General features: G+C 72.2%; 19 protein-coding genes. 5 read left to right on the top strand and 14 right to left on the bottom strand.

Translation table 11 applies throughout. From position 1 onward, the window contains the following. Positions 1 to 301 precede the first annotated feature (301 nt). Complete coding sequence (locus tag B0I31_RS08180; RefSeq protein ID WP_106614652.1) at positions 302 to 1,576, top strand: amidohydrolase; 1,275 nt, start codon at positions 302 to 304, stop codon at positions 1,574 to 1,576. Between the two features lie 24 nt (positions 1,577 to 1,600). Here the strand turns inward: B0I31_RS08180 and B0I31_RS08175 are convergent, their stop codons facing one another. From B0I31_RS08175 to B0I31_RS40465, 6 genes are all read right to left on the bottom strand, one after another. Continuing rightward, a complete protein-coding gene (locus B0I31_RS08175; protein WP_106614651.1) occupies positions 1,601 to 2,173 on the bottom strand; it encodes a hypothetical protein in 573 nt (190 codons plus the stop codon). 17 nt (positions 2,174 to 2,190) lie between these two features. Beyond that, positions 2,191 to 3,510: an alpha/beta hydrolase gene (locus tag B0I31_RS08170; RefSeq protein WP_106614650.1), complete on the bottom strand. Its 1,320-nt coding sequence runs from the start codon at positions 3,508 to 3,510 to the stop codon at positions 2,191 to 2,193. Beyond that, positions 3,507 to 4,856 carry an alpha/beta hydrolase domain-containing protein gene (locus tag B0I31_RS08165; protein WP_219910629.1) on the bottom strand — a complete coding sequence of 450 codons (1,350 nt, stop codon included), beginning with the start codon at positions 4,854 to 4,856 and terminating at the stop codon, positions 3,507 to 3,509. The genes B0I31_RS08170 and B0I31_RS08165 overlap by 4 nt, the downstream gene beginning before the upstream one ends. Before the next feature lie 191 nt (positions 4,857 to 5,047). Beyond that, positions 5,048 to 5,590, bottom strand: a complete 543-nt coding sequence (locus B0I31_RS08160; RefSeq protein WP_281262280.1) for a QsdR family transcriptional regulator — start codon at positions 5,588 to 5,590, stop codon at positions 5,048 to 5,050. Positions 5,591 to 5,941: 351 nt separating this feature from the next. Beyond that, a complete protein-coding gene (locus tag B0I31_RS08155; RefSeq protein ID WP_106614648.1) occupies positions 5,942 to 6,355 on the bottom strand; it encodes a hypothetical protein in 414 nt (137 codons plus the stop codon). Continuing rightward, positions 6,352 to 6,876, bottom strand: a complete 525-nt coding sequence (locus B0I31_RS40465; RefSeq protein ID WP_181320049.1) for a TraB/GumN family protein — start codon at positions 6,874 to 6,876, stop codon at positions 6,352 to 6,354. The genes B0I31_RS08155 and B0I31_RS40465 overlap by 4 nt, the downstream gene beginning before the upstream one ends. 120 nt (positions 6,877 to 6,996) lie before the next feature. On the opposite strand from B0I31_RS40465, the gene B0I31_RS08145 reads away from it, so the two are divergent. Continuing rightward, complete coding sequence (locus tag B0I31_RS08145; protein ID WP_106614647.1) at positions 6,997 to 7,371, top strand: ATP-binding protein; 375 nt, start codon at positions 6,997 to 6,999, stop codon at positions 7,369 to 7,371. A gap of 52 nt (positions 7,372 to 7,423) precedes the next feature. Beyond that, positions 7,424 to 11,794 carry a cation-translocating P-type ATPase gene (locus B0I31_RS08140; protein ID WP_106614646.1) on the top strand — a complete coding sequence of 1,457 codons (4,371 nt, stop codon included), beginning with the start codon at positions 7,424 to 7,426 and terminating at the stop codon, positions 11,792 to 11,794. Here B0I31_RS08140 and B0I31_RS08135 read toward each other — a convergent pair. From B0I31_RS08135 to B0I31_RS08120, 4 genes are all read right to left on the bottom strand, one after another. Further along, entirely contained in the window at positions 11,775 to 12,590 is an 816-nt protein-coding gene (locus tag B0I31_RS08135) for a carbohydrate ABC transporter permease (protein WP_106614645.1), read from the bottom strand. The genes B0I31_RS08140 and B0I31_RS08135 overlap by 20 nt on opposite strands. Further along, positions 12,587 to 13,489, bottom strand: a complete 903-nt coding sequence (locus B0I31_RS08130) for a carbohydrate ABC transporter permease (protein WP_106614644.1) — start codon at positions 13,487 to 13,489, stop codon at positions 12,587 to 12,589. The genes B0I31_RS08135 and B0I31_RS08130 overlap by 4 nt, the downstream gene beginning before the upstream one ends. Before the next feature lie 4 nt (positions 13,490 to 13,493). Beyond that, a complete protein-coding gene (locus B0I31_RS08125; protein WP_106614643.1) occupies positions 13,494 to 14,810 on the bottom strand; it encodes an extracellular solute-binding protein in 1,317 nt (438 codons plus the stop codon). Between the two features lie 96 nt (positions 14,811 to 14,906). Continuing rightward, a complete protein-coding gene (locus B0I31_RS08120; protein WP_181320048.1) occupies positions 14,907 to 15,773 on the bottom strand; it encodes a DUF4082 domain-containing protein in 867 nt (288 codons plus the stop codon). Positions 15,774 to 15,934: 161 nt separating this feature from the next. Between B0I31_RS08120 and B0I31_RS08115 the strand changes: the two genes are divergently transcribed. Then, positions 15,935 to 17,188, top strand: coding sequence for an SGNH/GDSL hydrolase family protein (locus tag B0I31_RS08115; RefSeq protein WP_106614641.1), 1,254 nt, complete (start codon positions 15,935 to 15,937; stop codon positions 17,186 to 17,188). An 89-nt stretch (positions 17,189 to 17,277) separates the two neighbouring features. After that, a complete protein-coding gene (locus B0I31_RS08110; protein WP_245949749.1) occupies positions 17,278 to 19,284 on the top strand; it encodes an alpha-glucuronidase in 2,007 nt (668 codons plus the stop codon). On the opposite strand, the gene B0I31_RS08105 is transcribed toward B0I31_RS08110, so the two are convergent. The 4 genes from B0I31_RS08105 to B0I31_RS08090 all read right to left on the bottom strand — a co-directional run bounded on the left by B0I31_RS08105 (position 19,278) and on the right by B0I31_RS08090 (position 25,242). Next, complete coding sequence (locus B0I31_RS08105; protein WP_106614639.1) at positions 19,278 to 21,302, bottom strand: beta-galactosidase; 2,025 nt, start codon at positions 21,300 to 21,302, stop codon at positions 19,278 to 19,280. The genes B0I31_RS08110 and B0I31_RS08105 overlap by 7 nt on opposite strands. Then, on the bottom strand, positions 21,299 to 21,997 hold the full coding sequence (locus tag B0I31_RS08100) for a glycosyl transferase (protein WP_245949748.1): 699 nt from the start codon (positions 21,995 to 21,997) through the stop codon (positions 21,299 to 21,301). Before B0I31_RS08100 ends, B0I31_RS08105 begins: the two co-directional genes overlap by 4 nt. Further along, on the bottom strand, positions 21,994 to 23,526 hold the full coding sequence (locus B0I31_RS08095) for a GH39 family glycosyl hydrolase (RefSeq protein WP_106614638.1): 1,533 nt from the start codon (positions 23,524 to 23,526) through the stop codon (positions 21,994 to 21,996). The genes B0I31_RS08100 and B0I31_RS08095 overlap by 4 nt, the downstream gene beginning before the upstream one ends. Positions 23,527 to 23,610: 84 nt before the next feature. After that, positions 23,611 to 25,242 (bottom strand): ABC transporter substrate-binding protein, encoded by a 1,632-nt coding sequence (locus B0I31_RS08090; protein ID WP_106614637.1) that lies wholly within the window; start codon positions 25,240 to 25,242, stop codon positions 23,611 to 23,613. Positions 25,243 to 25,272: the final 30 nt, after the last annotated feature.

The raw sequence follows: 25,272 nt of genomic DNA, 5'->3' as shown, positions 1-25,272 counted from the left end.
AGAGGTTCCACCGGCGTGCCGAGCGACAAGATCACCTTCCCGCGCGTCTTCCGCCGAAGGTCCCACACCGGCCCTTCGGCGGAAGAGAGTCGCACGGGCGAGCGGCACTCGCGCCGCGTAGGTCGGTGTTGGCCAGGAAAGGCGCGGCGGCCGTGCCCGCGTGAATCGTCCATCCGATCGGGCGATTGCGACGTGGCGCAGTGGATCTTGCACGAAGAGTGGGTGAAGATGTGCCCGACACGAGCGACGTGTCGCTCCCCGAAGAGGCCTGACGCCCCTGGCACGAACGGCGAAGTCCACCATGACCTCTGTTGCGAGCAACCTGCTGCCCGCGTCCACCGGCGGCACGGACGCCGTCCCGTTCGGCCCGATCGTCGACGACGTCGCGCCCGTGGTCGACCTGGGCGCCGGGCACGGCCCGCGGTGGCTGGACGAGTGGCTCGACGCGAACCTCGCGCTGGTGATGGCGTGGCGGCGCACCCTGCACGCCAACCCCGAGCTGATGCGCCGGGAGTTCCGCACCACGGCGACGATCGTGCAGGTCCTGCGCTCCCTCGGCCTGGCGCCGCGCGTGCTGCCGATCGGGACCGGCGTGATCTGCGAGGTCGGCGACGGGCCGCGGGTCGTCGCGCTGCGGGCCGACATCGACGCGCTGGCCGTGCCGGAGACCACGGGGGAGCCGTGGGCCTCGCGCGTGCCGGGTATCTCGCACGCGTGCGGCCACGACGTGCACACCGCGATCCTGCTCGGCGCGGCGGCGGCACTGGCGTCCGCGCCGGCACTGCCGGGCCGCGTGCGGCTGCTGTTCCAGCCCGCCGAGGAGGAGCCGGGCGGCGCGCACGACGTGATCGCGGCGGGCGGGGTCGAGGGCGTCGAGCGGATCTTCGGCCTGCACTGCGACCCGAAGGTGCTCGTCGGTCGGATCGGCACCAGGGTCGGGCCGGTCACGTCGGCGTGCGACATGCTCGCACTGCGGGTGCGCGCGTCCGGGACGGGCAGGCGCAACGAGCTGAGCTCCGACGTGGTGCACGCGCTCGGCGTGGTGGCGACCGGGCTGCCCGCGATGCTCGCGCGCCGGGTCGACCCCCGGGCCGGGACCGTGCTGGCGTGGGGCCTGATGGACGCGCCGGAAACGCCCTACGGCACGCCGCGCGAAGGCGTGCTGCGCGGCACGCTGCGCACCGGCGACCCGGTGGTGAACGGCCAGCTGCCCGCGTTGGTGGAGGAGATCGTCGGCTCGTTGCTGCGGCCTACGGGCGTGCGGTTCGAACTCGACCACGTCCGGGCCGTGCCCGTGGTGGACAACGACCCGGAGAGCACCGCGCTGCTCCAGCAGGCGATCACCGCCGCGCTGGGACCGCGGGCCGTCACGTCGACCACCCAGTCCAGCGGCGGCGAGGACTTCGGCTGGTACCTGGAGCACGTGCCCGGTTCGTACGCGCGGCTGGGCATCTGGTCGGGGGAGGGTCCGCAGGGCGACCTGCACCAGCCGACGTTCCACGCCGACGAACGCGCCCTGCCGGTCGGGGTGCGCGCCATGGTGCACGCGGCGCTGGGCTCGCTGGAGGCCGGCTGAGCGGTGCCCATGTCGGTGACGTGATCACCACTCGAACCAGTACTCGTACCAAGGGCCCTCGAACGTGGCGAACTTGTACCCGTCCCCCTGGGCGCTCACCGGTACGCGGTCCGGGCAGTAGGCCCATCCTCCCGTGCTGAACATGCCCGCGTCCTCCACGGTGAGCAACGTGCACCCATCAGGCCTGTCCGCGCTGACGTCCACGGTGAACAACCCGACCCGGCGGTCCTCGACCCGTTGGTTCGGTGCCACCTCCGTGGCCAGGGCTTCGAGGCTCGAACGGTGCGCGTCGAACGCGGCGCGCGGCACCGAGCCGGAGCCGACCACCATCGTTCCCGCTCCCAGCAGCGCCGGCACCAGCAGGAACGGCCACAACCGCACGGCGTGCCGCAGCCGCGGCCGGGGCAGCACGATCACCGCGACGACGGCCATGATCAGCCACGCCGTGATCACCAGGAGCGTGAGCCCGCATGCGAGCAGCCACGGTCCGAGGTAGCCGCCGGGCGGGGTGGCCGACCAGAGCGCCAGCGTCACCGGCACCAAGGACGCGACCACCGTCCACCACGGCGACCACCACCAGGAGATGCGTCCGGCCATCAAGCCCCCTCTGTCGATCAAGGGGACGTGCGGCGGACGCCTCCGGTTCCACTGTCGAGGTAGTCCTTGAACTGCACGGTGACCGCGTGCGCGTCCGATGGCCAGTTCGGCACCGCGATCGTGCGGGTCCGGCCCTCGCTGCCGCGCGCTGTCTGGGTAACGCGGATCGTGCCGCCACCGTCGACCTGGGCGGGCAGGTAGGCGTCGACCCCGGTCAGGAACGGCAGCGTGGCGAACGGCGGCAGGACGACACCCGGCGTGGACGCCCGGTCGCAGTTGTCGTCGAACACGAACGCGGCGAGGACCTGGCGCAGCTTCGCGGACACGGCCGGTTCGAGGACGTTGACGCCGTTGAGCTCCAACTTGTCGCTGTCGGGCTGGTCCGACCACCACTCGCGGTTGCGGATGACGGTGAGCGCGCTGTGCGTCGGGCAACGGTCGATGTTGTCGGTGATGCCACCGGGACGCGACACCTGCAACCGCACGAACCGGTCACTGCGCTCGAACGGCTCGAAGTAGGAGTGGTAGGGCAGCTGCCCGTCGCGCAGCACCACCAGCTCGTAGTGCTTGCGGCCGTTGACGGGCAGCGGGCCGAACGCGCCGTCCGCGCCGGTCCGGACGCTGTACCGGGGTGCGGTGCCGAGCCGTGCCCCGGTGCCGCTGTCGACCTCCCAGACCTGCACCACGCCCTCGACGCCGGTGTTCTGCGGGTAGTACGTCGCCCGGCCCGCGATCCTGACCAGCGCGGGCAGTTCGGGCACCACCTGGGTGGTGAACGCGGCCCTGCCCCGCAGGAACCGGTACACGTGCCCGAAACCTTCGGCCGACGTGGTCGTCTCGGTGTGGCCGAGGGTGGTGAGGTGGACGTTCGTCGCGCCGCCGATCGAGCCGTTGGGCTGCAGGCTGCCCCACAGCGCCAACGTCGGCACGCCACCGGGCAGCGTCGCGCTGGACCGCCCGTCGACGTTGACGTACTTCCGCACCGCGGCGGCCCGTTCGGGCACGGACAGGTAGGTGTGCATGACCGTCGTGCCGCGCGAGTGCGCGATCACGTCCACCTTGGCCGACCGGGTGCGGGCGCGGACGGTGGCGATGAACGCTTCGAGCCCGGCGATGGCGTGGTCGTTGGTCGGGATGCTCGTGTCGTACTCGTAGGCGTGCAGGAGCGCGTCGGGGTAGCCGTTGCCGGAGAACCGCTTGGCGTTGGACTGCCACTGCTGCGCCGAGCCCTGCTGGCCGTGGACGAAGATGATCGGGGTCGGCACGTCGGCCTTGGCGGGGGCGGCTGTGACGGTTGCGGTGAGTGCCGTGATCAGTGCTACCAGCGGGATTCTCATCGCGTGCCTCCGATGGCGTCGACCAGGTTCTGCCGCGCGTCGGCGGGCTGCAGGTAGCCGGCGTGCACGTTGGCGACGTCGGCGGTCACCACCTGGTGCACGTAGTCGCCGCGCTCGGGGTAGAGGCGGGCCAACGTGGCGGCGTCGAACGGGACGTGCGTGCCGAACAGGCGGCAGAACGTCTCACCGGAGTTGTCGCCGGTGTTCAACGCCCGCGGTGCGGCCAGCTGCGACAGCCGGATACCGCCCAGGGCGAGGCCGAGCGCGTCGCGCTTCTTGGTGACGCCGTCCGGTTCGAACTCCAACGGCCGGGCGGTCGGTGGCGGCGTGCCGCGCTCGACCCACCGTCGCAGGTGGTCGTAGGACGCGGCGGTGACGTGGTGCATCGGGATCCGGCTGAACGCGGGCCGGTCGCAGTCGTACTGGGGCGCACCGCCGAGGTCGCGTTCGGAGATCGGTGCGCGGTAGACCTGGCCCTCGTAGCCGGAGTGCGCCGCGCCCGCGACCTCCCAGCGGCGGAAGCGGTCGGTGTCGGCCGGGCGTTGCGCGGTCCGCACGTCGGTCTCGGACAGCACCTGGAAGACGGGTTCCGCGCCGACGCGGGTCGGAGCCGTGCCGACGATGAAGCCGTAGCCGTCGAACACCGGCTGCTGCTGCGGCAGGACGCGGTCGTACAGCACGGTCATCCGGCCCGCCGACTGCGAAGCGCCGATGGCCAGCAGCGTCTTGGTGCGCAGGCCGCCCATGACCGCGCCGGAGTCGATCGCGCGGCCCGCCTGGGTGTAGACGTCGTAGGACAGTTCGTCGGCGGTGAACCTGCCGGCGCCGGTCACGTCCAGCGTGCCGTAGCGGGCCGGGCTCCAGGCCTTGAGCTGGTCGACGCCGACCCGCTGCGCGGACACACCGACCCAGGCGTGGCCGGCGCGGGTGACGGACTCGGCGTTCCACAAGGCGTCCAGGTCGTAGCCGGCGGTGACGTTCTGCCACTCGACCAGCGTGGTGCCGGTGAACTTCCGGGCGTGTGCGGGGCGGCGGACGATGACCCGGGTCGTGTACGGGACGGCCGTGGCGACCTTCGTGCCGTCGAGGGCGAAGGCGTCGGCCGTGCCGGAGAGGTGGAACTCCTGTTCGACGTAGCCGGCGGCGGCGAGGTCGTCCGGGGTGGAGAAGAACGGGTAGGTGTCCTCGATCCGGTCGGCCAGGCGGTCGCCGGGGACGGTGCCGGGGAGTGGGCCGACGACGCGGGGCACGGGGGCGGGGGCGGCGGAGGCGGGGATCGAGGTCGGGAGGAGCAGGCCGAGGGCGGCTGCGGCCAGGGCGAGGCGGCGCCAGGGGGAAGGGGACATACCGGCTCCCACAGCGATGGGGGATGGGATCATCGCCGACCGTAGCCGGCCGTGCGCGGCGTGCACCAGCGCGCGGGGAGATCGTGAGACCGCTGTCGCAAGTGTGGTGGCGGAGTGGTGAAGGTCGGTGATTGTGCGCGGGTGTAGTTGTGGCGTGGGCGTGGATGGGGTCGTGGTGGGTGTGGGTGGTGTCAGCGGTGTTGCAGGAGGACTGTGCGGGCGGCGGTCTCGGCCAGGGCGGGGTCCAGTGGGGCGCCGGTGAGCAGTTCGGCGTAGAGGGCGGACTCGACGATGCGCACGTAGAGGAATGCCACCTGGTCCAGGGTCGCCGTGGACCAAGGCCCGCCGTCGACTTCGAGCAGGATTTCCTTCTGCGCCGACACGGCACGTCGGTGCACGCCGCCCGACGCGTTGAACAGCACCCGGGCCGCCGTCTCCGGCTCACCGCGCAGGAACGTCCGGAACGGGTCGGCGGCGCGCAAGTCCGCCACGAACCGCCGCGTGACCTCGAGGACGCCCTCGATCCCGCCGTTCGTGCGCTCCTGCCGTGCACGGGCCAGTAGTCGGTCGGCCAGGACCCACAGCACGTCGGCGAGCAGTCCGTCCCGGCTGTGCACGACCCGGTACAGGGTGGCTCGGCTGATGGCGAGGCTCATGGCCAACGCGTCCATGTCGACCCGACCGTGCCGCAGGAAGAACCGGCAGGCGCCGCGCAGCACCTGGTCCTGGCTCACCACCCGCCGCGTGCCGGTCGACCCCACCGCTCGCCCTCGCTTCCGCCGGCGCGCCCGTCCGGCACCTTCGCATCATCGCGGCCCGGGCCGGTGGTCCGCGAGACCCGTACCGGTGTGTGCGCCACGTCACCCCGCTGGGCGCGTCCGGGCGCGATGAACGGCCATGGCACGACCAGGCGCGAACGGCCGCGGTGGTGGGCGGGTTCTTCGTCGACGGCGCGGTGGTCGCGCAGGTGGCGCTATCCGGTCCGAGAAACCGGGTGGTGTCCGATGTGGGGTTCGGGGGCGCAGCGGTGGTCGGCGGCGCTGCGGGCTGCGGGCGAGCTGTCGGGATTGCGGCCGGGATGAGGGCTACTTCGTGGACGAGGCGGGCTCCTGGAAGAGCACGGCGGGTGCGTCGACGGCCGGGCGCGGGGGCGTTGGGGGCTGGATGGGGGCCCACTCGGTGATGACCGGCTCCAGGTCGGGCGTGACGTCCTCGACCGCGGTCTCCACGATCGGAGTGGCGGCGGGGGCGGCGAGTTGTTGCTGGACCTGGCCGATCCACATCAGCCACATGGCCTCGTCGCGGTGACCGCGGTACTCGGCCTTCAGGCCCGCCAAAGCGCCCCGCACCCGGGCGGCGATCACGTTGTTCTCGCGCACGGCCGACCAGACGGCGCGCGCGGCGGCGTCGCGGGCCTTGACCAGGAGGCGGACCTGGTCGGTCAACTCCGGTGCGGGCAGGTTCGCCCACGCCGCTGCGATTCTCTGTGCCTTGGTCACGGTGCCATCCTTGTCGAGCGGACGGCCCGCGGTGGCCGTGACACGATGTTATCAACCTCTCGTTTTTCGAGGTCAGCCCTGGGGCACCAGGTGACGCTCAGACACCGCTCGGATACGTCTCGGGTTGGGGAGTTGCCCCACCGCTCCCGTTCCGGGTGGTAGACGACGCCGATCGTGCGGTGGGGGAGCGTCGCGGTGAGCAGGTCCACGCCGTGCGGCTCGAAGCACCGGTAGGCGGCCGGCGCACTCGGCACCTCGCCCGGGTCGTGCTCGCGCAGGTCGAGCGGCGACTCCCACAGCGAGTGGACGTCGAGCCCGTGGAACGCCACCCGAGGATCCCCTGGCGCGTCCGGCAGGCAGCGCACGGCCCGGTCGACCCGGTCGCACGCGGGCCAGGCGCCCTCCACGGCCACGAACGAGAAGCCCTTCCCGGTGATCAGCCTCCTGGTCGGCTCCGCACGCCACCGGTAGAACTCGTGCGTGCCGTGACCGGCTTCGCCCAAGTCCCCGTAACGGTTCATGGCTCCCCTCCGCACGGTCGGCCTACCCCTCGGCCGGTGGGGCAGACCGCTCGGCGATCGCAAGGCAGTCGTCAGGTTGTCGTCGGGTGCGGGCGGCCCGTCCGGTGGGACGCTGTCGACGTGACGGCCGGCCACGACACGGTTGTCCTGGTCGTCCAGGACGGGGACGCGACCTCGCCCGCCGAGGTCGCCCGGTGGCTGCGCGAGCACCTCGAGGGCTGGGGTGCGTTCGACGTGCTGCTGATCGGCGTGGTGGTCGGCGAGCTGTACGACAACGCCCGGCGGCACGGTTCGCCGCCGTACGTGCTCGAACTCGTGCTGGACCGGTGGCGCGAGGCGCTGGTGGTCAGCGTGCGCGACCGCGCCGTGCGCCGGTCCGTGCCGTGGACGTCGTCGGCGGGGTTGCTCCTGGTCGACGGGCTGACCGGGCGCTGGGGCGTGCTGACCCAGGCGGACTTCACCACGGTGTGGGCCGAACTGGTCTTCACGGACTGACGCCGCCCGATCGTGGCGCATAGGACGCCACCCGTTCGGGAAAACAGGCACGGTGGAACTCCTCGGCATCGACCCCGTGCGCGCCGCAGGCGGCCTCGCCAAGGGGCTGGTCGGACTCGCCCTCGCCCCGCTGGAGCAGACCGCAGTGCTGCGCCGCGACCGGCGGAAGGTGTGGTCGTGCCCGGGACGCCTGCACATCGAGGCGCACGGCGTGCGCGGCCCGCGCGGCAAGCAGGCGGCCGGGCGGATCGAACGCGCCCTGGAGTCGCACCCCGGCGTGCGCTGGGCACGCGTCAACGCGCCGTCCGCCCGGGTGATCGTCGCCGTCGACGACCCGCCGCCTGCCACGGACGCGCTGGTCACGCTGGTCCGCCGGGCCGAGGCCGAGCCCGCCACCGAGGACGAGCGCCTGGTCGAGGACGAGCTGCACCACCCGGCGGACGGGCTCAAGGGCACCCGGTTGCTGCCCACGCTCGCCGCGGACGCCGCGGGCCTGGCGCTGGCCGCCATCACGAAGATCGCGCCGTGGGCGCCGATCCCGGGCGAGCTGGGCGCGTTGATCGCCGCCGTCGACCTGCACCCCAAGCTGCGCGAACTGGCCGCCGGACGGCTCCAGGGCCGGGAACGCGCCGACACCGCCACCTCGGTCGCCGCCGCTCTCGTCCAAGGCTTGGCGTCACGCAGCGAGAGCACCTTGCTTGACGTCGTCCAACGCGTGCAGCAGTGGCGTGGGGTCAGGGCGCACGAGCGCGCGTGGTGCGCCGCCGAAGCCGACCTGATCGGCGGCCCGGACGACGCCGAGGCCGAGCCGATCGTGGTCGAACGGCCACGCCCGTTCCCCGAAGGTCCCGCCGACCGCTACGCGCGGCGGGCGTTGGCGGCGGGTGCGGCGGCGACCGCGGCCGCGATGCCGTTCACCGGGTTGCGCCGGGCCGCCGCGCTGGGCGTGGCGAGCCTGCCGAAGGCACCGTCAGTGGGCCAGGCCGCGTTCGCCGCGCAGCTGGGCCGCGTGCTGGCGACCCGGAACGCGCTGGTGATGGAACGGTCGGTGCTGCGCCGCCTGGACGCGGTGGACGTGCTGGTGCTGGACGAGAGCGCGCTGGGCTCGCGGCGGTCGGTGCTCACCGACCTGGTGCCGCTGCCGGACACCGGGCAGGCGGATTCCGGGACGGCGGACACCGCCGAGCGGGCGTTCGCCCTGTTCGACCCCGAGGACCCGACCGCGGTGCGCCGGGACGGCGACTGGGCGATCGGCCCGATCGACCGCCTCGACCCGCAGGGGCGCAAGGGCGTGCGCGAACAGCGCAGGCTGGCCGGTCACGCCGGGGTGCTCGGCCTGGTCGAGGGCCGCAGCCTGCGGGCCGTGCTGGCGGTCGACGTCGAGACGCCGCCCGCGGTGGACGCGATCGCGTCCGCGGCACGGGAGGCCGGGCTGCGGGTGGTCGTGGCCACGGACCGCGACCGCCCGGCGGTCCGGTTCGCCGACCGCGTCGTCCCGTCCGGCACCGGCCTGGTCGGCGCGGTGCGCGAACTCCAGGGCGACGGGCACGTCGTGCTGCTCGTGTCCGACAACCGCCGTGCGCTCGGCGCCGCGGACTGCGGCGTGGGCGTGCACCGGGACGGTGGGTCACCGCCGTGGGGAGCGCACGTCGTCGTCCGGGACCTGGACGCGGCCGTGGTGCTGGTGGAGGCGGTGCCCGCGGCGCGGCGCGTCACCCGGGACTCGATCATGCTCGCCCAGGCCGCGAGCGGCATCGGCGCGGTGAGCGCGTTGAGCACGCGCGGTCCCGCACCCGCCCGAAATGCGGCACGCGCGGTGGACGGCGCGTCGGCCATCGCGTTCGTCGACGGCGTGTGGCGGGCGAAGCGGCTGCCCGGCGGCCGTGCCGTGGTCGCGCCGGCCACCACGCAGCCGTGGCACCTGATGCCGGCGGCCACCGTGCTGGACCGGCTCGGCTCCGGCCGTGACGGGCTGCCCGAACGCGAGGCGCAACGCAGGCAGCGCACGTCGGGCGGCAGGCAGGCCGTCGGCACGAGCCTCGGCAGCGCGTTCCTGGCCGAGCTGGCCAACCCGCTGACCCCGGTGCTGGCGGGTGGCGCGGCGGTGTCGGCGGCGGTCGGTTCCCCGGTCGACGCGGCGCTGGTGGCCGGTGTGGTGGGCGTGTCGGCGCTGCTCGGCAGCGTGCAGCAGGTCGTCACGGACCGGGCGCTGGCCACGCTGCTCGGCCGGTCGGCGGTGCGCGCGATCGTGGTCCGCGACGGTCAGGACCGCCAGGTGACGGCGGAGGAGCTGGTGCCGGGTGACGTGGTGCGGTTGGCCGCCGGTGACGTGGTGCCCGCCGACTGCCGCCTGCTCGACGGCGACGGGTTGGAGGTGGACGAGTCGTCGGTCACCGGCGAGTCCCTGCCGGTGACCAAGGACCCGGCCCCGGTGATCGCCGCGGACCTGGCCGACCGGTCGTCCATGCTCTACGAGGGCACCACGATCGCCGCCGGCGAGGCGCTGGCCGTGGTCGTCGCGACCGGTGACGCCACGGAGGTGGGCCGGAGCATGGCCGCGGCCCGCCGCAACGCGCCCACCACGGGCGTCGAGGCGCGCCTGGCCGACCTGACCCGCAAGACGTTGCCCGTGGCGCTCGGCTCGGCGGCGGCCGTCACCGGTGCGGGGCTGCTGCGGGGCGTGCCGCTGCGGGAGAGCATGGGCGCGGCGGTGAACCTGGCCGTCGCCTCGGTGCCCGAAGGGCTGCCGTTCCTGGTCAACGCCGCCCAGCTGGCCGCGGCACGGCGGCTGGCCGAGCACGGCGCCCTGGTCCGCAACCCGCGCACCATCGAGGCGCTGGGCCGGGTCGACGTGCTGTGCTTCGACAAGACCGGCACGCTGACCGAGGGCAGGCTGACCGTGGGCCGGGTCGACAACGGCCGCCGCGGCGCCGACCTCGACGGGCTGAACGACGAACTGCGCCGCGTCATGGCCGCCGCCGTCCGCGCCACACCGCCCGCCGACGACCCGGACGACCTCGCGCACCAGACCGACCGGGCGGTGCTGGCAGGTGCACGGCGTGTCCGCGTCGGCCCCTCGACCGCGGCGCGCGGCTGGACCCCGGTCGAGGCGCTGCCGTTCGAGCCGTCGCGCGGCTACCACGCGACCCTCGGCAAGGTCGGGAAACGGCTGGTGCTGAGCGTGAAGGGCGCGCCGGAGACGGTGTTGCCGCGCTGCGACGCCGACCCGGGCGAGCTGCGCCGGCTGGAGCAGCGGGTGGAGCGGCTGGCCGGCAGCGGGCACCGGGTGCTGGCCGTCGCCGAGCGCACCGGCTTCGAGGGCGACGCGGTGACCGACGACGACGTCCGGGGACTGACCCTGCTGGGTTTCGTCGCGCTGGCCGACCCCGTGCGCGACGGCGCTCCACCGGCCGCGGCGAAGCTGCGCGAGGCCGGTGTGCGGATCGTGATGATCACCGGCGACCACCCGGCCACCGGTGAGGCGATCGCCGGCGAGGTCAGCGGCGACGACGACATGACCGTGGTGACCGGGTCACAGCTGGACGAGCTGGACGACGACGAGCTGGACGCCCTGCTGCCGACCGTGGACGTCATCGCCCGCTGCACGCCGGCGCAGAAGGTGCGGATCATCGAGACCTACCAGCGGCTCGGCCGGGTGGTCGGGATGACCGGCGACGGCGCGAACGACGCACCGGCGATCCGGCTCGCCGACGTCGGCATCGCGCTGGGCAGGCGCGGCACCCCGGCGGCCCGCGCCGCCGCGGACCTCGTGGTCACCGACGACCGGCTGGACACGATCATCGCGGCGCTGGTGGAGGGCCGCGCCATGTGGGCGTCGGTGCGCGAGGCGCTGGCGATCCTGCTCGGCGGCAACCTCGGCGAGATCGCGTTCACCGTGCTCGGCTCCGCGGTCACCGGCCGGTCGCCCCTGACCGCGCGGCAACTGCTGCTGGTGAACCTGCTGACCGACCTCGCGCCCGCGTTGGCCATCGCGCTGAGCAGGCCCGCCCGCGAGTCCGTGCCCGACCTGCTGCGCGAGGGGCCGACCTCGTCGCTCGGCAGCGCGTTGACCAAGGACATCACCGCCCGCGCGATCACCACCGCGCTCGGCGCCACGGCGGCGTGGACGGCGGCCCGCCTCACCGGCCGGGCCCGCCGGGCGAGCACCGTGGCGCTGGCCGCGCTGGTCGGCACCCAGCTCGGCCAGACCCTGGTGACCGGTGGGCTGGACCGCTCGGTGCTGGCCGCGAGCCTAGGCTCGGCCGCCGCGCTGGGCGCGGTGATCCAGACGCCCGGGGTGAGCCAGTTCTTCGGCTGCACGCCGCTGGGCCCGGTCGGCTGGGGCATCGCGCTGTCCAGCGCCACCGCCGCGAACGTCCTCGGCCTGGTGCTGACCCCGCTGGTCACTCGACGTGCTGAGTGACGGTGCCGCGCACGAAGTGCCGCTGCGCCACCAGGAACAGCAGCACCATCGGCACGGTCGCGATGGCGCTCGCGGCCAGCACCAGCTCCCACTGCTCCTCGCCGCCCTCGCCGAACCGGTCCAGCACCGCCTTCAACCCGCGCGGCAACGTGTACAGCTGCGGGTCGCGCAGGTAGATCAACGGCTTGACCAGGTCCGTCCACGCCGCCTTCAGCTCGAACACGAACACCACGACCAGCCCGGGCTTGGCCAGCGGCAGGGCCATCGAGGTGAACAGCCGCCACGCGCTCGCGCCGTCGACCTTCGCCGCGTCGAACACCTCGCGCGGCAGGCCGAGGAAGAACTGCCGCAGCAGGAAGATGTAGAACGCCGAACCGAACAGGTTCTGCGCCCACAGCGGGATCTGCGTGGTGGCCAGGCCCAGCGCGTGCCACTCCAGGTACACCGGCACCATGGTCACCGCCGCGGGCAGCATCATGGTCGCCAGCACCACGCCGAACAGCAGGTCACGGCCCCGGAACCGGAACATCGCGAAGCCGAACGCCACCAGCGCGCTCGCCGCCGTCGCCGCCGCCGCGGCCGCCAACCCCACCGCTACGCTGTTGCCTATCCACGTCAGCAGCGGCACCGCCTGCCACACCTCGACGTAGTTGCCCGGCGAGAACGGCCGGGGCAGCAGCGTGTTGTCGAACACGTGCGCCCGGTCCTTCAGCGACGCGCTCACCAGCCACCAGAACGGGTAGCCGAACGCCACCGTGACGACCAGCAGCGCCGCCCACACCCCGACGCGCTTCACGACCGGTCACCCTCGTAGTGCACGTACCGGCGCGACAACCGCACCTGCACGGCCGTGATCACGGCGATCACCGCGAACAGACCCCACGCCAACGCCGACGCGTACCCCATCCGCAGCGACCCGAACGCCTCCTGGAACAGGTGGATCACGTAGAACAGCGCCGCGTCGCCCTCCGCGGACTGCTTGGCCCGCGCGCCGAAGAACATCGCGTACGCCTCGGTGAACACCTGCAACGACGCGATCGTGTTCACCACGACGGTGAAGTACACCGTGCCGCTGATGCCGGGCAGCGTCACGTGCCAGAACTGCCGCCACGGGCTCGCGCCGTCCAGCCGCGCCGCCTCGTACCGCTCCACCGGCACGCGGGTCAGCGCCGCCAGGTACAGCACCGCCGTGCTGCCGACCGTCCACAGGCCCATCACCACGAGCCCCGGTTTGATCCACGCCGGGTCGGTGGTCCAGTTCGGGCCCTGGAAGCCGAACCAGCCCAGGAATCCGTTCACCGCGCCGTGCTGCCCGTTGAGCAGCAGCAGGAACATGGCCGCCAGCGCCACGGGCGGTGTCATCACCGGCAGGTAGAGGATGGTGCGGAAGAACCCGCTGCCGCGGCCGGCCCGGCGCAGCAGGCTCGCCAGGCCCAGCGCCAGCACGATCTGGGACGGCACGTGCAGCGCGGTGAAGAACACCGTGTTCCACATCGCCGTGCCGACGCGTTCGTCGGCCAACGCCTCGCGGTAGTTCTCCAGGCCGACGAACGCGGGCGGCTTGAGCATGTCGTAGTGCGTCAGCGACAGCCACAGGCTGAACAGCATCGGCCCGGCGGTGAACGCCAGGAACCCGATCACCCACGGCAGCAGGAACAACCACCCCGCCCGCGCCTCACGTCCGCTGACCGTCACGGCCCTACCTCCCGCCCACCCGCTTGAGCGCCCGTTCCGCTTCGCGCTGGGCCTGCGCCATCGCCTCTTCGGGGCTCTGCTGCCCGACCAGGACGCGGTTCACCGCGCCCTCCCAGGCGCGCACCAGCTCGCTCGCGGCCGGGCTCGGCGGCAGCGCGAACGCCTTGTCCTGCAACGACAGCACCACCGGCACGCCCTTGGCCAGGATCGGGTTGCCCCGCGGGTCGAACACCTCGCCGAAGATCCGCTCGTCGGCCTCCCGGTTGCCGGTGAACGTGCCGCCGTAGGGCCGCCCGGCCTTGGCCAACGCGTCCCGCCGCGCGGTCGCGGCGGTGACCCAGGTCGGCGTGTCGGTCATCGTGACCAGGAAGCGGCAGGCCAGCTCCGGGTGCCTGGCGCCCTTGGGTATCGCCCACGCCTGGCCGCCGGACTCGGTCAGCACCCGCCCGTCGCGGTCCGTGAACGGCACGATCGTCACGTCGGCGTCGGGGGAGTTGGTGGCCAGCGTGTTGAGGTACCAGGAGTCCATCGGCATCGCGGCGAGCTGCCCGGTCACGTACTGGTTGTTCGCGCCGAACTGGTCGAACGTGTCGCGGAACGCCTTGAACGACGCCCAGCCGCCCTGCCGGGCCACCAGGTCGGTGGTGTGCCGGACCGCCTCGACCACGCGCGGGTCGTCCAGCCGCGCGCCGGGGCCGATCAGCTCGGCGCCGTTCGCCTTGGCCCACAGCGGCAGGAACTCCGGGACCTTCGGGTCGAAGCCGATGCGCTCCACCCGACCGTCGCCGACCTCCTTCAGCCGGTCGGTCAGCGCGCCCATCCCGGCCCAGTCGGAGGTGGACAGCGCCGCCGGGTCGAGGCCCGCGGCGCGCACCACGGGGTTGTTGATGATCATGAGGCGGACGCTGGAGAACTCCGGTAGCCCGTACACCCCGCCCTGGTAGGTGACCTGGCGCAGGGCCGCGTCCCGGAACCGGCCGAGGTCGACGCCGTGCTCGCGCACGCAGGCGTCCAGGCTCTGCACCGCGCCACGCGCCGCGTAGCCGCCGAGCTTGCGACGTTCCGCGTAGACCAGGTCCGGCGGGTCGCCCGCGGCGACGGCGGAGAGGAACTGCTGCTCGTCGAACGCGCCCTCGGTGATCCTCAGGTCCACACCCGGGTTGGCCTCGCGGAACACCGCCACGCGCGCCGTCGCGTGCTCGTCCGGCAGGCCGAAACCCATGGTGACCAGCGCGTCGGACGTGTCCGAACCCAGCCCGCCGCACCCGGCGACGACCAGCGCGGGAACGACCAGCACCACCGTGAGCAAGCGCCCGCGCATGTCGCCTCCCTGGGCCGGACGTCACCGACGACGTCACCGGGACGGTTCCCGCCCGGCCCACGGTCCACACCAGGGTCGCCTGGTTGGCGCAAGCGGTCAGCCGCGGAACTCCGGCAACAGCCAGTAGGTGCTGTCGTGCCAGCTCTCGGTCGGGAAGCCGCCGCCCACGCCGTAGTGGTAGACGCCGGCGCTCGGCGGCACGATGAACGGCGCCCGCACGAGCGTGCCGACGAAGAAGTCCTCCGAGGTCGCGTAGCCGCCTTCGGGGGTGTAGTACGAGATCACGTAGTCCCGTCCCGGCTCGACCGCGACGGGCGTCGGGAAGTCGATCTGGGCCATCAGCCCGGGGTGGTCCCACGGCTGCTCGGCGAGCAGCACGCCGGTGTCCGACCACAGCCGCAGGCTGATCGGACCGCGGTACGCGCCACGCCCGAGGGACGCGCCCAGCAGGACCCCGGGTCGGTCGACCTGGAACCGGGTGCCCACCTCGACCGGCTCCCGGTCGGGATCGTCGACCACGTCCTTGTAGTAGGTGCCGAGCTCGCACCGGGTCGCGCAGTCCACCTGCTGGGTGACGGCCGTGCCATCGACGTGGATGACCACGGGTGCGCCGATCGGGCCGGCGCCGGAGGCGGTGACAACCCGACCGACGACCTCGACGTCACCGACGCGGTCGGGCGTGAAGACGTACCGCCAGTCGACCCGGGACGGGTCGTGATCGCGCAGGACCTCGGCGGTCACCCAGGTGGTCCCGCCGTCGAACGTCAGCTCGGTGGCGGTGATCGCTACCGTCGTCGGGGCGAGCGAGAGACCCGTGACCAGGATCGGGACACCGACCTCGGCGGCCGAGCGGGTGGTCGGGGTGCCGATGAGCACCCTGCGGTCGTCCTGCGCGTGAGCCGTGCCGGACAGGACCAGGGTTGCGGCGGCGATCGCCACCCACAACCGGGTTGAGCGGGGCATGCGCCCTCCTTCGGGCATTGTCGATGACCTACCGCCCGGGAGATCGTCGCCGGCCGGGGTTTTCGCTACGCCCGCACGCCGGTTGCCTTCGGCCCGCCCGACGACTCCCAGTTGAGACCCGCAGCTGACCGGAGCAGGACCGCTGCACCAGAATCGGGCGCATGAGCCACACCGCGTCGCCCGAGAACCCCCGTCCGACCGGCCGGTGGGTGCACACGTGGGTGTCCGCGCCGCAGTTGACCGAGCCGGGCAACCTGCCGCCCGCGCCGTTCACCCGGGACGGCCTGGTGCTCGCCGACGCCACGCTGCGGCAGACCGCGCGGGTCACGGTCGGTGGTGACCGGCTGCGGCTGCGGTTCTCCAACGCGTTCGGCGGCGCGGTGCTGCCGATCACGGCAGTGACCGTGGCCCGACCGGTCGGCGGGCGGGCCGGGGTGGGCGCGGTGGAGCCCGGATCGGTCCGGCCGGTCACGTTCCACGGACGTGCGGGCGTCGTGGTGCCGGTCGGGGCGCAGGTCGTGTCGGACCCGCTGGACTTCCCGGTCGGACCGGAGGCGAACCTGACCGTGACGGTGTACCTGGCGGACGGGCAGGCGTCGGACCTGGTGACGTCGCACCCCGGCTCGCGGACGACCTCCTACCTGCTGGCGGGCGACCACGTGGAGGCGCGGGACCTGCCCGGTGCGACGACCACCGACCACTGGTACTTCCTCAGCGGGATCGAGGTGTGGTCGCAGCGGGGCGGCTCGGCCGTGGTCACGTTGGGCGATTCGCTGACCGACGGGCGGGGCTCCACCACCAACGGCAACGACCGCTGGCCGGACCGCCTGTCGGCCCGGCTGCGGGCGGAGCAGGCCACGGCGGACGTCGCGGTGCTCAACCAGGGGATCGGTGGGAACCAGGTGTTCGGCGACGGGCTCGGGCCGAACGCGCTGGCCCGGTTCGACCGCGATGTGCCGGCGCAGAGCGGGGTGAGGTGGCTGGTGCTGTTCGAGGGCATCAACGACCTCGGTACGGCGGAGGCTTCGGCGGTGGTGCAGAAGCAGGTGGTGGACGACCTCTGCGCGGCCTACGAGCAGATGGTGGTGCGGGCTCACGCGCACGGGATCAAGGTGTACGGCGCGACGTTGGCGCCGCTGGGTGGCAACGAGGCGTACGACGACCCGGGCGGGCACCGCGAGGCGGCACGCCAGGAGGTCAACGAGTGGATCCGCGGCAGCGGGGTGTTCGACGCGGTGCTCGACTTCGACGCGGTGGTGCGAGACCCGGAGGACCCGCGCCGGTTGCGGGGTGAGTACGACGAAGGCGACCACCTGCACATGACCCCGGCCGGCTACCGGGCGCTCGCCGACGCCGTCCCGCTGGAGCTGTTCTCTCCGTCCAATCGAGATGGTGCGGTAGTCGTTGGCACGTAAAAGTTTCGTGGGCTGTCCACACTCGTGAACGTCGACAGTGGACGGCCGGTTTTCCTTGCCCGGTGGGGTCGAGGCGACATAGTTTGGCCATGTCACCGATTCGCACCGGGAGGAACCTGTCCATGATCGGCGTGCACCCCGCGTGGCTCCCCGCTTCCGCGTTCCGGTCGGTCGGCTCACGCCGGGTCCGCGTCATCGGGGACGGGCCGGTCGTCGCCACGGTCCGCGGCGAGGTCGACACGGCGGTGGCCGAGCACGGTGGCGCGCTGGTCGACGACGGCCCGGCGGACCTGGAGCTGGTGTGCGGGCCTGACGGCGGTGAGACAGATCCCGAGGCGTTCGTCGTGGGGCGTGCCGGCTCGACCACCGTGGTGCGCGCGATCGACGGCGTCGGCCTGCTGTACGGCTTCCACCACGTGGTGCGGCAGGGTGAGGCGGCGTTCACGGGTGAGGCGCGGGCGCGGAGGCACGCGCCTCGGCAGCCGGTGCGGATGCTGGACCACTGGGACAACATCGACGCGAACCCCGTGATGGGGCAGGTGGAACGCGGGTACGCGGGCGGTTCGATCTTCTACGCCGATGGCGCGGTGCGTGCCGACCTCTCCCGGGCACGAGCCTACGCGCGGTTGCTCGGCTCGATCGGCGTGAACCGGGTCGGCCTCAACAACGTCAACGTGCACCGCACGGAGGCGCGGCTGCTCACCGACCTGCTGCCGGACGTGGTGCGGTTGGCCGAGGTGTTCCGCCCGCACGGGATCAGGGTGCACCTGTCGGTGAGCTTCGCCGCGCCGATGACGCTCGGCGGGCTGCCCACGGCCGACCCGCTCGACCCGGCGGTGGCGGAGTGGTGGGCGCGCACGACCGCCGAGGTGTACGCGGCGATCCCCGACTTCGGCGGGTACGTCGTGAAGGCCGACTCGGAGGGCCAGCCCGGTCCGTTCGCGTACGGCCGCGACCACGCGGACGGTGCGAACGTGCTGGCCCGTGCGCTGGCGCCGTTCGGTGGCACGGTGTTCTGGCGGGCGTTCGTGTACAACCACCGGCAGGACTGGCGCGACCGCTCGACCGATCGCGCGCGTGCGGCTCACGACCACTTCGCCCCGCTGGACGGCTCGTTCGACCCGAACGTCGTGCTGCAGGTGAAGGCCGGTCCGATGGACTTCCAGGTGCGCGAGCCGCTGTCGCCGGTGATCGCCGCCATGCCGCGCACCCGGCTCGCGGTCGAGTTGCAGGTGACGCAGGAGTACACCGGGCAGCAGAAGCACGTGTGCTACCTCAACCCGATGTGGCGGGAGATGCTCGCGTTCCGGCCGTGGGGTGAGGGTGAACCGGCGGTCGCGGACATCGCCGGGGGGCGGGGTGCCGCTCCGGCCGGTGGGGTGGTGGCGGTGTCGAACGTGGGTGATGACCCCTTCTGGACCGGCCACCCGTTGGCGCAGGCCAACTTGTTCGGGTTCGGGCGGCTGGCGTGGGACGACCGGCTCACGCCCGAGGCGGTGCTGGACGAGTGGATCGGGCTCACGTTCCCGGGTTCGGCCGTGCGTGAGGCGTTGCACGAGGTCATGGACGGGTCGTGGTCGACGTACGAGCGGTACACCGCGCCGCTGGGTGTCGGGTTCATGGTGAACCCGGGCAACCACTACGGGCCCAGCGTGGACGGCTACGAGTACTCGCCGTGGGGCACTTACCACTTCGCCGACCGGGACGGCGTGGGCGTGGACCGCACGCGGGCCACCGGTACGGGCTTCACCGGCCAGTTCCCGGCGCCGTGGCGTGACGTGTACGAGTCGGTCGAGACGTGTCCCGACGAGCTGCTGCTGTTCTTCCACCACGTGCCGTACGGCCACGTCCTGCACTCGGGCAAGACGGTGATCCAGCACATCTACGACACCCACTTCGCGGGGTGCGAGGAGGTGTCGCGGATGGCCGGGACGTGGGCCCGGCTCAAGGATGACGTGCCGGTGGAGGTGTTCGAGCGGGTCACCGCGTTGCTGGAGGAGCAGTTGCGGTGCGCGATCGAGTGGCGTGATCAGGTGAACACGTACTTCTGGCGCAAGTCCGGCGTACCGGACGCCCACGGCCGCCGGATCTATTGAGGGTCCGGGACTGCCTCGGATTGGCGGATCACCAGGACGGCGGTGGTGGGCAGGTTGATGTCATCGCCGGCCTGGAATTCCTGGCCGGTGAGCAGGTCGGTGCCGTGGACGGGGGACGGTACGACGCGGGGGTCGCCGTGGTTGAGCACGAACAGGTGGCGGGTGCCGTCGGGTGCGATGCGTTCGGTGACCTCGACGTCCGGCACGTCGGCCAGTGGTCCGGTGAGGTTGCCCAGGGCGGTGCGCAGGACGGCAGCGACACCGGCGTCGTCCAGCAGTGTGGCCACGTAATAGGCGTGACCGCGTCCGCGTGACGCCCTTGTCACGGCGGGTGTTCCGGCGTAGAAGTCCGTGCCGTAGGTGCCGACGACCTCCGCGTCGTCCGGCACGACCAGCTCGAAGACGTGCCGGGCGTCGTACTCGGTGCCGAACAGCGTCACCGGGTTCACCACGTCGGGCGGCTGGGCGTCGGTCTCCTCGACCCGCAGCCCGAGCAGCGACGCGAACGGCCCCGGTACGTCGGTCAGGAAGGCGTTGTCGTCCTCGTCCACCCGGCCTGACAGGGCGGTCGTCACGAATGTGCCGCCGCGCTCGACCAGTGCCGTCACCCGGTCCGCGAGGTCGCCCTTCACCATGTGCAGCAACGGCGCGACGACGACGTCGTAGCCGGAGAGGTCGGCGGTCACCGGCACGACGTCCAGGGGCACGTTCGCCTGCCACAGGGCTCGGTGGTAGGTGGTGAGGACGTCCAGGTAGCCGACGTTGCGGTTGGGGCCGTCCGACATCTCGACCGCCCACCAGCTGTCCCAGTCGACCAGCAGCGCGGCACGCGCGGGAGTCCGGGCGCCGAGCACGGCGTCACCGACCCGCGCGAACTCCGCGCCCAGGTCGGCGACCTCGCGGAACACCCTGGTGTCCGTGCGGCCCGCGTGGTCGAGGACGGCGCCGTGGTACTTCTCGCAGGCGCCGCGCGACTGCCGCAACTGGAAGTACAGCACCGCGTCCGCGCCGTTGGCGACCGACTGCCACGACCACAGCCGCAGCACGCCGGGGCGCTTGACCGGGTTCACGTCACGCGAGGCGGTCACCGAGGGGGTCTGTTCCATGACCCAGAACGGCTCGCCGCCGCGCAGGCCGCGCATCAACCGGTGCGCCAACGCCATCCGCGCGGCCGTGCGCGTCGACGAACGGTCCTCGGGCGGGTAGTTGTCCCACGACGCGAAGTCCAGGTGCGGCGCCCACCGGTGGTAGTCGATCGGTTGGTACAGGCCCATCATGTTCGTCGTCACGGGCGTGTGCGGCGAGTGCTCGCGAATCGCCGCCTTCTCCGCCACGAACCCGCCGAGCAGCGCGTCCGACGTGAACCGCTTGTAGTCCAGCGTGATCCCCTGGAACGCGGTGTGGTTGGGTCCGCGCCAGTGCTCGGACAGCGCGTTCGGCGGCACGATCTCCGCCCAGTCGGTGAACGTGTGCGACCAGAACGTGGTGTTCCACGCGTGGTTGAGCCGGTCCAACGAGCCGTAGCGCTCGCGCAACCACGAGCGGAACGCCTCGCCGCACGCCGAGCACCAGCACGCGCCGCCGTACTCGTTGCCGACGTGCCACGCGACGACCGCCGGGTTGTCCCCGTACCGCTCGGCCAGCCGTCCGGCCAGCGCCACGGACAGCCGGCGGAAGTCGGGGGAGGACGGGCACGCGTTGTGCCGCTGTCCGTACACGTGCCGCCGTCCCTCGAAGTCGACCCGGCACGCCTCCGGGTACGCGCGCGCCAGCCACGGCGGCATCGCGCCGCTCGGGGTGGCCGGCACGATCCGCATGCCCTCGGCCGTCGCACGTTCCACGATCGCGTCCAACGTCGAGAAGTCGTAGCGGTCCTCGGCGGGCTGGAGGTGGGCCCACGCGAACACGCCCAGCGTCACCGTGTCGATGCCGGCGAGCTCGAACGCGGAGTAGTCGGCGTCCCAGACCTCGCGGGGCCACTGCTCGGGGTTGTAGTCGCCGCCGTAGCCGATCCTCACGCGGTGAACCTTTCGGTCGCGTCGCGCAGCACCGGGTCGGCGTTGCGCAGCAGCAGGAGGGTGAACGGTGAGACGAGCAGCGCCAGCACCCAGTCCGAGGTGAGCACGACGAGCCCGCCGGCCGCGATGAGCAGCGACAACGCGCCGAGCGCGCTCGCCGGTCGGGCGCCGAGGTAGTAGGACGCCAGCCGCGCGGTGTCACGGGTCCGCAGCGACAGCGTGGACGACAGCACCAGCGCCTGCGTCGACCAGAGCAGGATGGCCACCGCGATGACCACGAGCACCAGGCCGTACCCGGCGGGCACCCCGGCCAGCTCCAGGTTGGCCAGGCTGAAGCCGATCACGGTGAGCACCGCCAGCGCGGGCAGCCACCAGCGCAGCACGTCGAGCCGGTTGAGCCGGTAGCCGCGGCGGAAGTGCGTGGCGGGGGAGAGGTCGCGGTCGTGGAGGAACACCCGCCAGGCGTAGACGGCGGCCGACAGCGCCGGGCCGACCGGGGCGAAGCACAGCCCGATGAGGGGCGCGTTGCCCGCGCTGCGGTCGAGGAACAGCAGCACGAGGAAGCCGGGGGCGGTCGTCAGCAGGATCATGGCCTCGATGACGACGAACCAGTACACGACGGACGCGATGCGCGACAGGACGCCCGTGCCGATCTCGGCGGCGGGATCACCCCGTCGTTCGGCGGCCACCGTCACGGCCTCTCGTGCGGTGCGACGAGCCGGTCGTCGGACGCGCCGAGCAGCCGCCGGTCGTCCAGGCCTTCGTGCTCCTCGGCGTGCACCGGGGTGAGTTCGACGAACGTGACCTCGTGCCGGGCGAGGGTGAGGTCCAGCGGGACCCGTCCGTCCACGATCGGCACCGACCGGTGTTCCAGGGCGGGCCGGGCGCAGTCGCGCAGCACGTCGAGCGTGCGGAGGTCGGGCGAGCGGGGACGGCCCAGTTCCCGCCAGGCGCCGAACGCGTTGCCGTCGTGCTCGTTGACCCGTTCCCGGCGGACGAACGCCCGCGGTCCGGTCAGCGGGACCGACAGCCGCACCTCGTGCCGCTCGGCCGCGTCCGGCCCGTCTGTGCCGCCCACCGGCTGCCAGGCGAGCACCGTGACCCGGCCGTCGTCGGTCGAGCACACCAGGTGGTCCTCGCCGCGCGCCAGCACCCGGGAGCCCATCCGGGCCATGAACGTGTACAGGTGGTAGGTCGGCTTCGGCACCTGCCGGTGCGTGAGCAGGCCGAAACCGCCGTGGAACAACGAGGTCGGCACGTTCTCCTCCTCGAAGACGTCGCAGAACGTCCAGTAGGAGTACGAGTCGACCAGCTCCGTGCCGCCGGCGAGCACCGGGGCCAGGTAGGCGGCGTGGTAGGCCGTGTCGTGGATCGGGTTGTCCGGCCGGTAGGAGCTGTTGAACTCCGTGATGTGCACCGGCAGCCCGGCCAGCACGGTGCCCGCCAGGTGCTTGCGCGGCGCCTCGAACTGCTCCAGCAGCCGTTGCGGTGCGGTGAGCGTCTGGTAGGTGCCGAACGGGACGTGCTGCGCCGGGCCGGAGGTGTAGGCGTGCCTGCTGACGAAGTCGATCGGCACGTCGCGGCGGGTGACGAACTCGGCGAACGGCTCCCACCACTCGTCCGAGCCTGGCGAGATCGCCGGGCCGCCCACCTGCAGCTCCGCGTCGACGTCCTTGATGGTCCGCGCGGTGAGCTCGTACAGGCGGAAGTAGGCCTGCTGGTCGGCGTCCTTCCAGAAGTTGACCAGGTTCGGCTCGTTCCACACCTCGATCGGCCAGGTGCGCACCTCGGCCAGGCCGTAGCGGTCGATCAGGTGCCGGACGACGGCGCGGACCAGCGCGGCCCACGCGTCCCAGTCGTTCGGCGGGGTGATGTTGCCCTTCCACCAGAACACCGTGTCCTCGCCCGAGGCGAGCGCGGTCGGCATGAACCCCAGCTCCACGAACGGCCGGACGCCGAGCTGGAGGAACCGGTCGAAGACCTGGTCCACGTAGGTGAACGAGTACCGCGTCACGCCGTCGTTGGACCGGCGCAGCACCCCCATGTCGTCGGACAGCAGCCCGTGTCCGCGGATGTGGCGGAAGCCGATGTCGCGCTGCACGAGCGCCAGGGACTCCTGGTAGTCGGCGCGCAGCGCGAGGTTGAGCCGGCCGGTGCCGACGCAGTGCCGCCAGCTGTCGGAGAGGCGGCCGATCGGCTCGCCGGGAACGGTGACGCGGTTCAAGTGCCCTCCCAGGAGCCCGCTGGGTCACGTCGGACGGTGCGGCAGGTCCGGCCACGGCGCGTTCGCCGTGGCCGGACCGCTCGATCAGCCGTTCTTTTCCTTGTAGCGCTTGTACGCGCCGTTGACCAGCTCGACGAGGTCGTTCGAGCCCTTGGCCTCCAGCTCCTTGACGTAGGCGTCCCACGTGGACAGGTCGCGCTGGCCGAGGATGAACTGCAGCGTCGACTGCGTGACGAAGTCCTTGAGCGGGCTCTCCAGCAGCGCGGCGCGCTCGCGCTCGTCCTCGTTCAGCGGCGCGGGCGGCGGCAGCGGCTCGACCTTCTTGTCGGCCATCGTCTTCTGGAAGGCGACCTCCTCCTCGGTGAACATCGACTGCAGCAGCTCGTTCGCGCCGCCGTAGTAGAAGACACCGCCCTGGAAGCCGAAGTCGCGCTGGAGGTTCTTCGGCGCGCCGACGTTCATGCCGCCGAACGCGATCTCGGGCTTGAGGGTCCGCTTGCCCGACGCGTCTTTGTCGTAGGTCGTGCCCTGCACGCCCCACTTGGAGAACTCCTGGGCCTCGTCGGAGTACCAGAGCCAGTCGATGAACTGCATCGTCGCCACGAACTTGTCGCTCTCGACCGCCTTGGCCGACACCATCAGGCCGCTCTCCAGGCGCGTGCCGCGGATGACGTCACCCTTGGGCCCGGCGGGCAGCGGGATCTTCGCCACGGTCGCGCCGGGGATCTTGGAGACGTTCGGCCGGTAGTCGTTGACGATGTTCTGCGCGTTGCTGCTGATCGCGAACGACTTGCCGCCGGCGAACTTCTGGATCGCCGCGTCGTCCTTCTGCGTGAAGCTCTCGGGGTCCATCAGGCCCTCGGAGACGAGCTTGTGGAAGTACTCGATCAGCTGCTTGTACTCCTGGGTCGCGCCGGTGAGCTCGTACTTCTGCGCCGACTCGTTCCAGATCGTGTTCTTGACGTAGCCCCAGCCGGCCTGCGTGCCGAAGGTCTGGCCCGCGTAGTTGAGGATCGACTTGCCCTCGAAGCGGTCCGACAGCGGGTAGCTGTCCGGGTTCGCCGCCTTGATCGCCTTGAGGACGGTGTAGACCTCGTCCCAGTTCTTCGGTGCCTGCAGGTTCAGCCGCTTCAGCTCGTCGGTGCGGAACGCGAGCGTGTAGTCCTGCCAGACCTTCTCGTGCATGCCGGGCAGCACGTAGAACTTGCCGTCCTCCTGGCGCAGCGTGTTCAGCTCAGGCTGGAGCTTCCACTTCTCGACCTTGTCCTTGAAGTGCGGCATCAGGTCGATGTAGTCGCTCACCGGCAGGATCGCGCCGGAGGACACGAACTGCTCCTCCTGGCCCGGGTAGGTCTTGGAGATGATCGTCGGCGCGTCACCCGAGCTGATCAGCAGACCGCGCTTCTGGTCGTAGTCGCTGTAGGGCACGACCGTGGGCTTGATCGTGACGTTGGTCCGCTGCGTGATCTCCTTCCACAGCAGCCAGTCGTCCTTGATCGGGTAGTGCGACTGGTCGAGGTAGAGCAGGCTGACGTCGATCGGCTCGGAGGCCTTGAACTGCGCGCCCGCCTTGTAGTCGGCCATCGACGCGGTCTTCTTGCCGTCGAGGTTGACACCACCACCCGCGTCGGCGCCTTCCTCGCTGCACGCGGCCAGGCTGACCACGAGGCTGCCGGCGACGGCAGTCAGAAGCGTTCGCTTCCATTTGGTTCGCATCGTGCTGTCTCCTCAGGTGATTGACGCCGT

Source organism: Saccharothrix carnea (assembly GCF_003014735.1).
In the GTDB taxonomy this organism is placed as follows: Bacteria; Actinomycetota; Actinomycetes; order Mycobacteriales; family Pseudonocardiaceae; genus Actinosynnema; species Actinosynnema carneum.
Note: the sequence above shows the minus strand (reverse complement) of the source record. Positions and strands in the feature narration are given on the sequence as shown.

Excerpts from the sequence above, each read along its gene's own strand:
- B0I31_RS08180 (WP_106614652.1), top strand. The coding sequence starts at position 302 with ATGACCTCTGTTGCGAGCAACCTGCTGCCCGCGTCCACCGGCGGCACG.
- B0I31_RS08175 (WP_106614651.1), bottom strand. The coding sequence starts at position 2,173 with ATGGCCGGACGCATCTCCTGGTGGTGGTCGCCGTGGTGGACGGTGGTC.
- B0I31_RS08170 (WP_106614650.1), bottom strand. The coding sequence starts at position 3,510 with ATGAGAATCCCGCTGGTAGCACTGATCACGGCACTCACCGCAACCGTC.
- B0I31_RS08165 (WP_219910629.1), bottom strand. The coding sequence starts at position 4,856 with ATGTCCCCTTCCCCCTGGCGCCGCCTCGCCCTGGCCGCAGCCGCCCTC.
- B0I31_RS40465 (WP_181320049.1), bottom strand. The coding sequence starts at position 6,876 with ATGAACCGTTACGGGGACTTGGGCGAAGCCGGTCACGGCACGCACGAG.
- B0I31_RS08125 (WP_106614643.1), bottom strand. The coding sequence starts at position 14,810 with ATGCGCGGGCGCTTGCTCACGGTGGTGCTGGTCGTTCCCGCGCTGGTC.
- B0I31_RS08120 (WP_181320048.1), bottom strand. The coding sequence starts at position 15,773 with ATGCCCCGCTCAACCCGGTTGTGGGTGGCGATCGCCGCCGCAACCCTG.
- B0I31_RS08115 (WP_106614641.1), top strand. The coding sequence starts at position 15,935 with ATGAGCCACACCGCGTCGCCCGAGAACCCCCGTCCGACCGGCCGGTGG.
- B0I31_RS08110 (WP_245949749.1), top strand. The coding sequence starts at position 17,278 with ATGTCACCGATTCGCACCGGGAGGAACCTGTCCATGATCGGCGTGCAC.
- B0I31_RS08090 (WP_106614637.1), bottom strand. The coding sequence starts at position 25,242 with ATGCGAACCAAATGGAAGCGAACGCTTCTGACTGCCGTCGCCGGCAGC.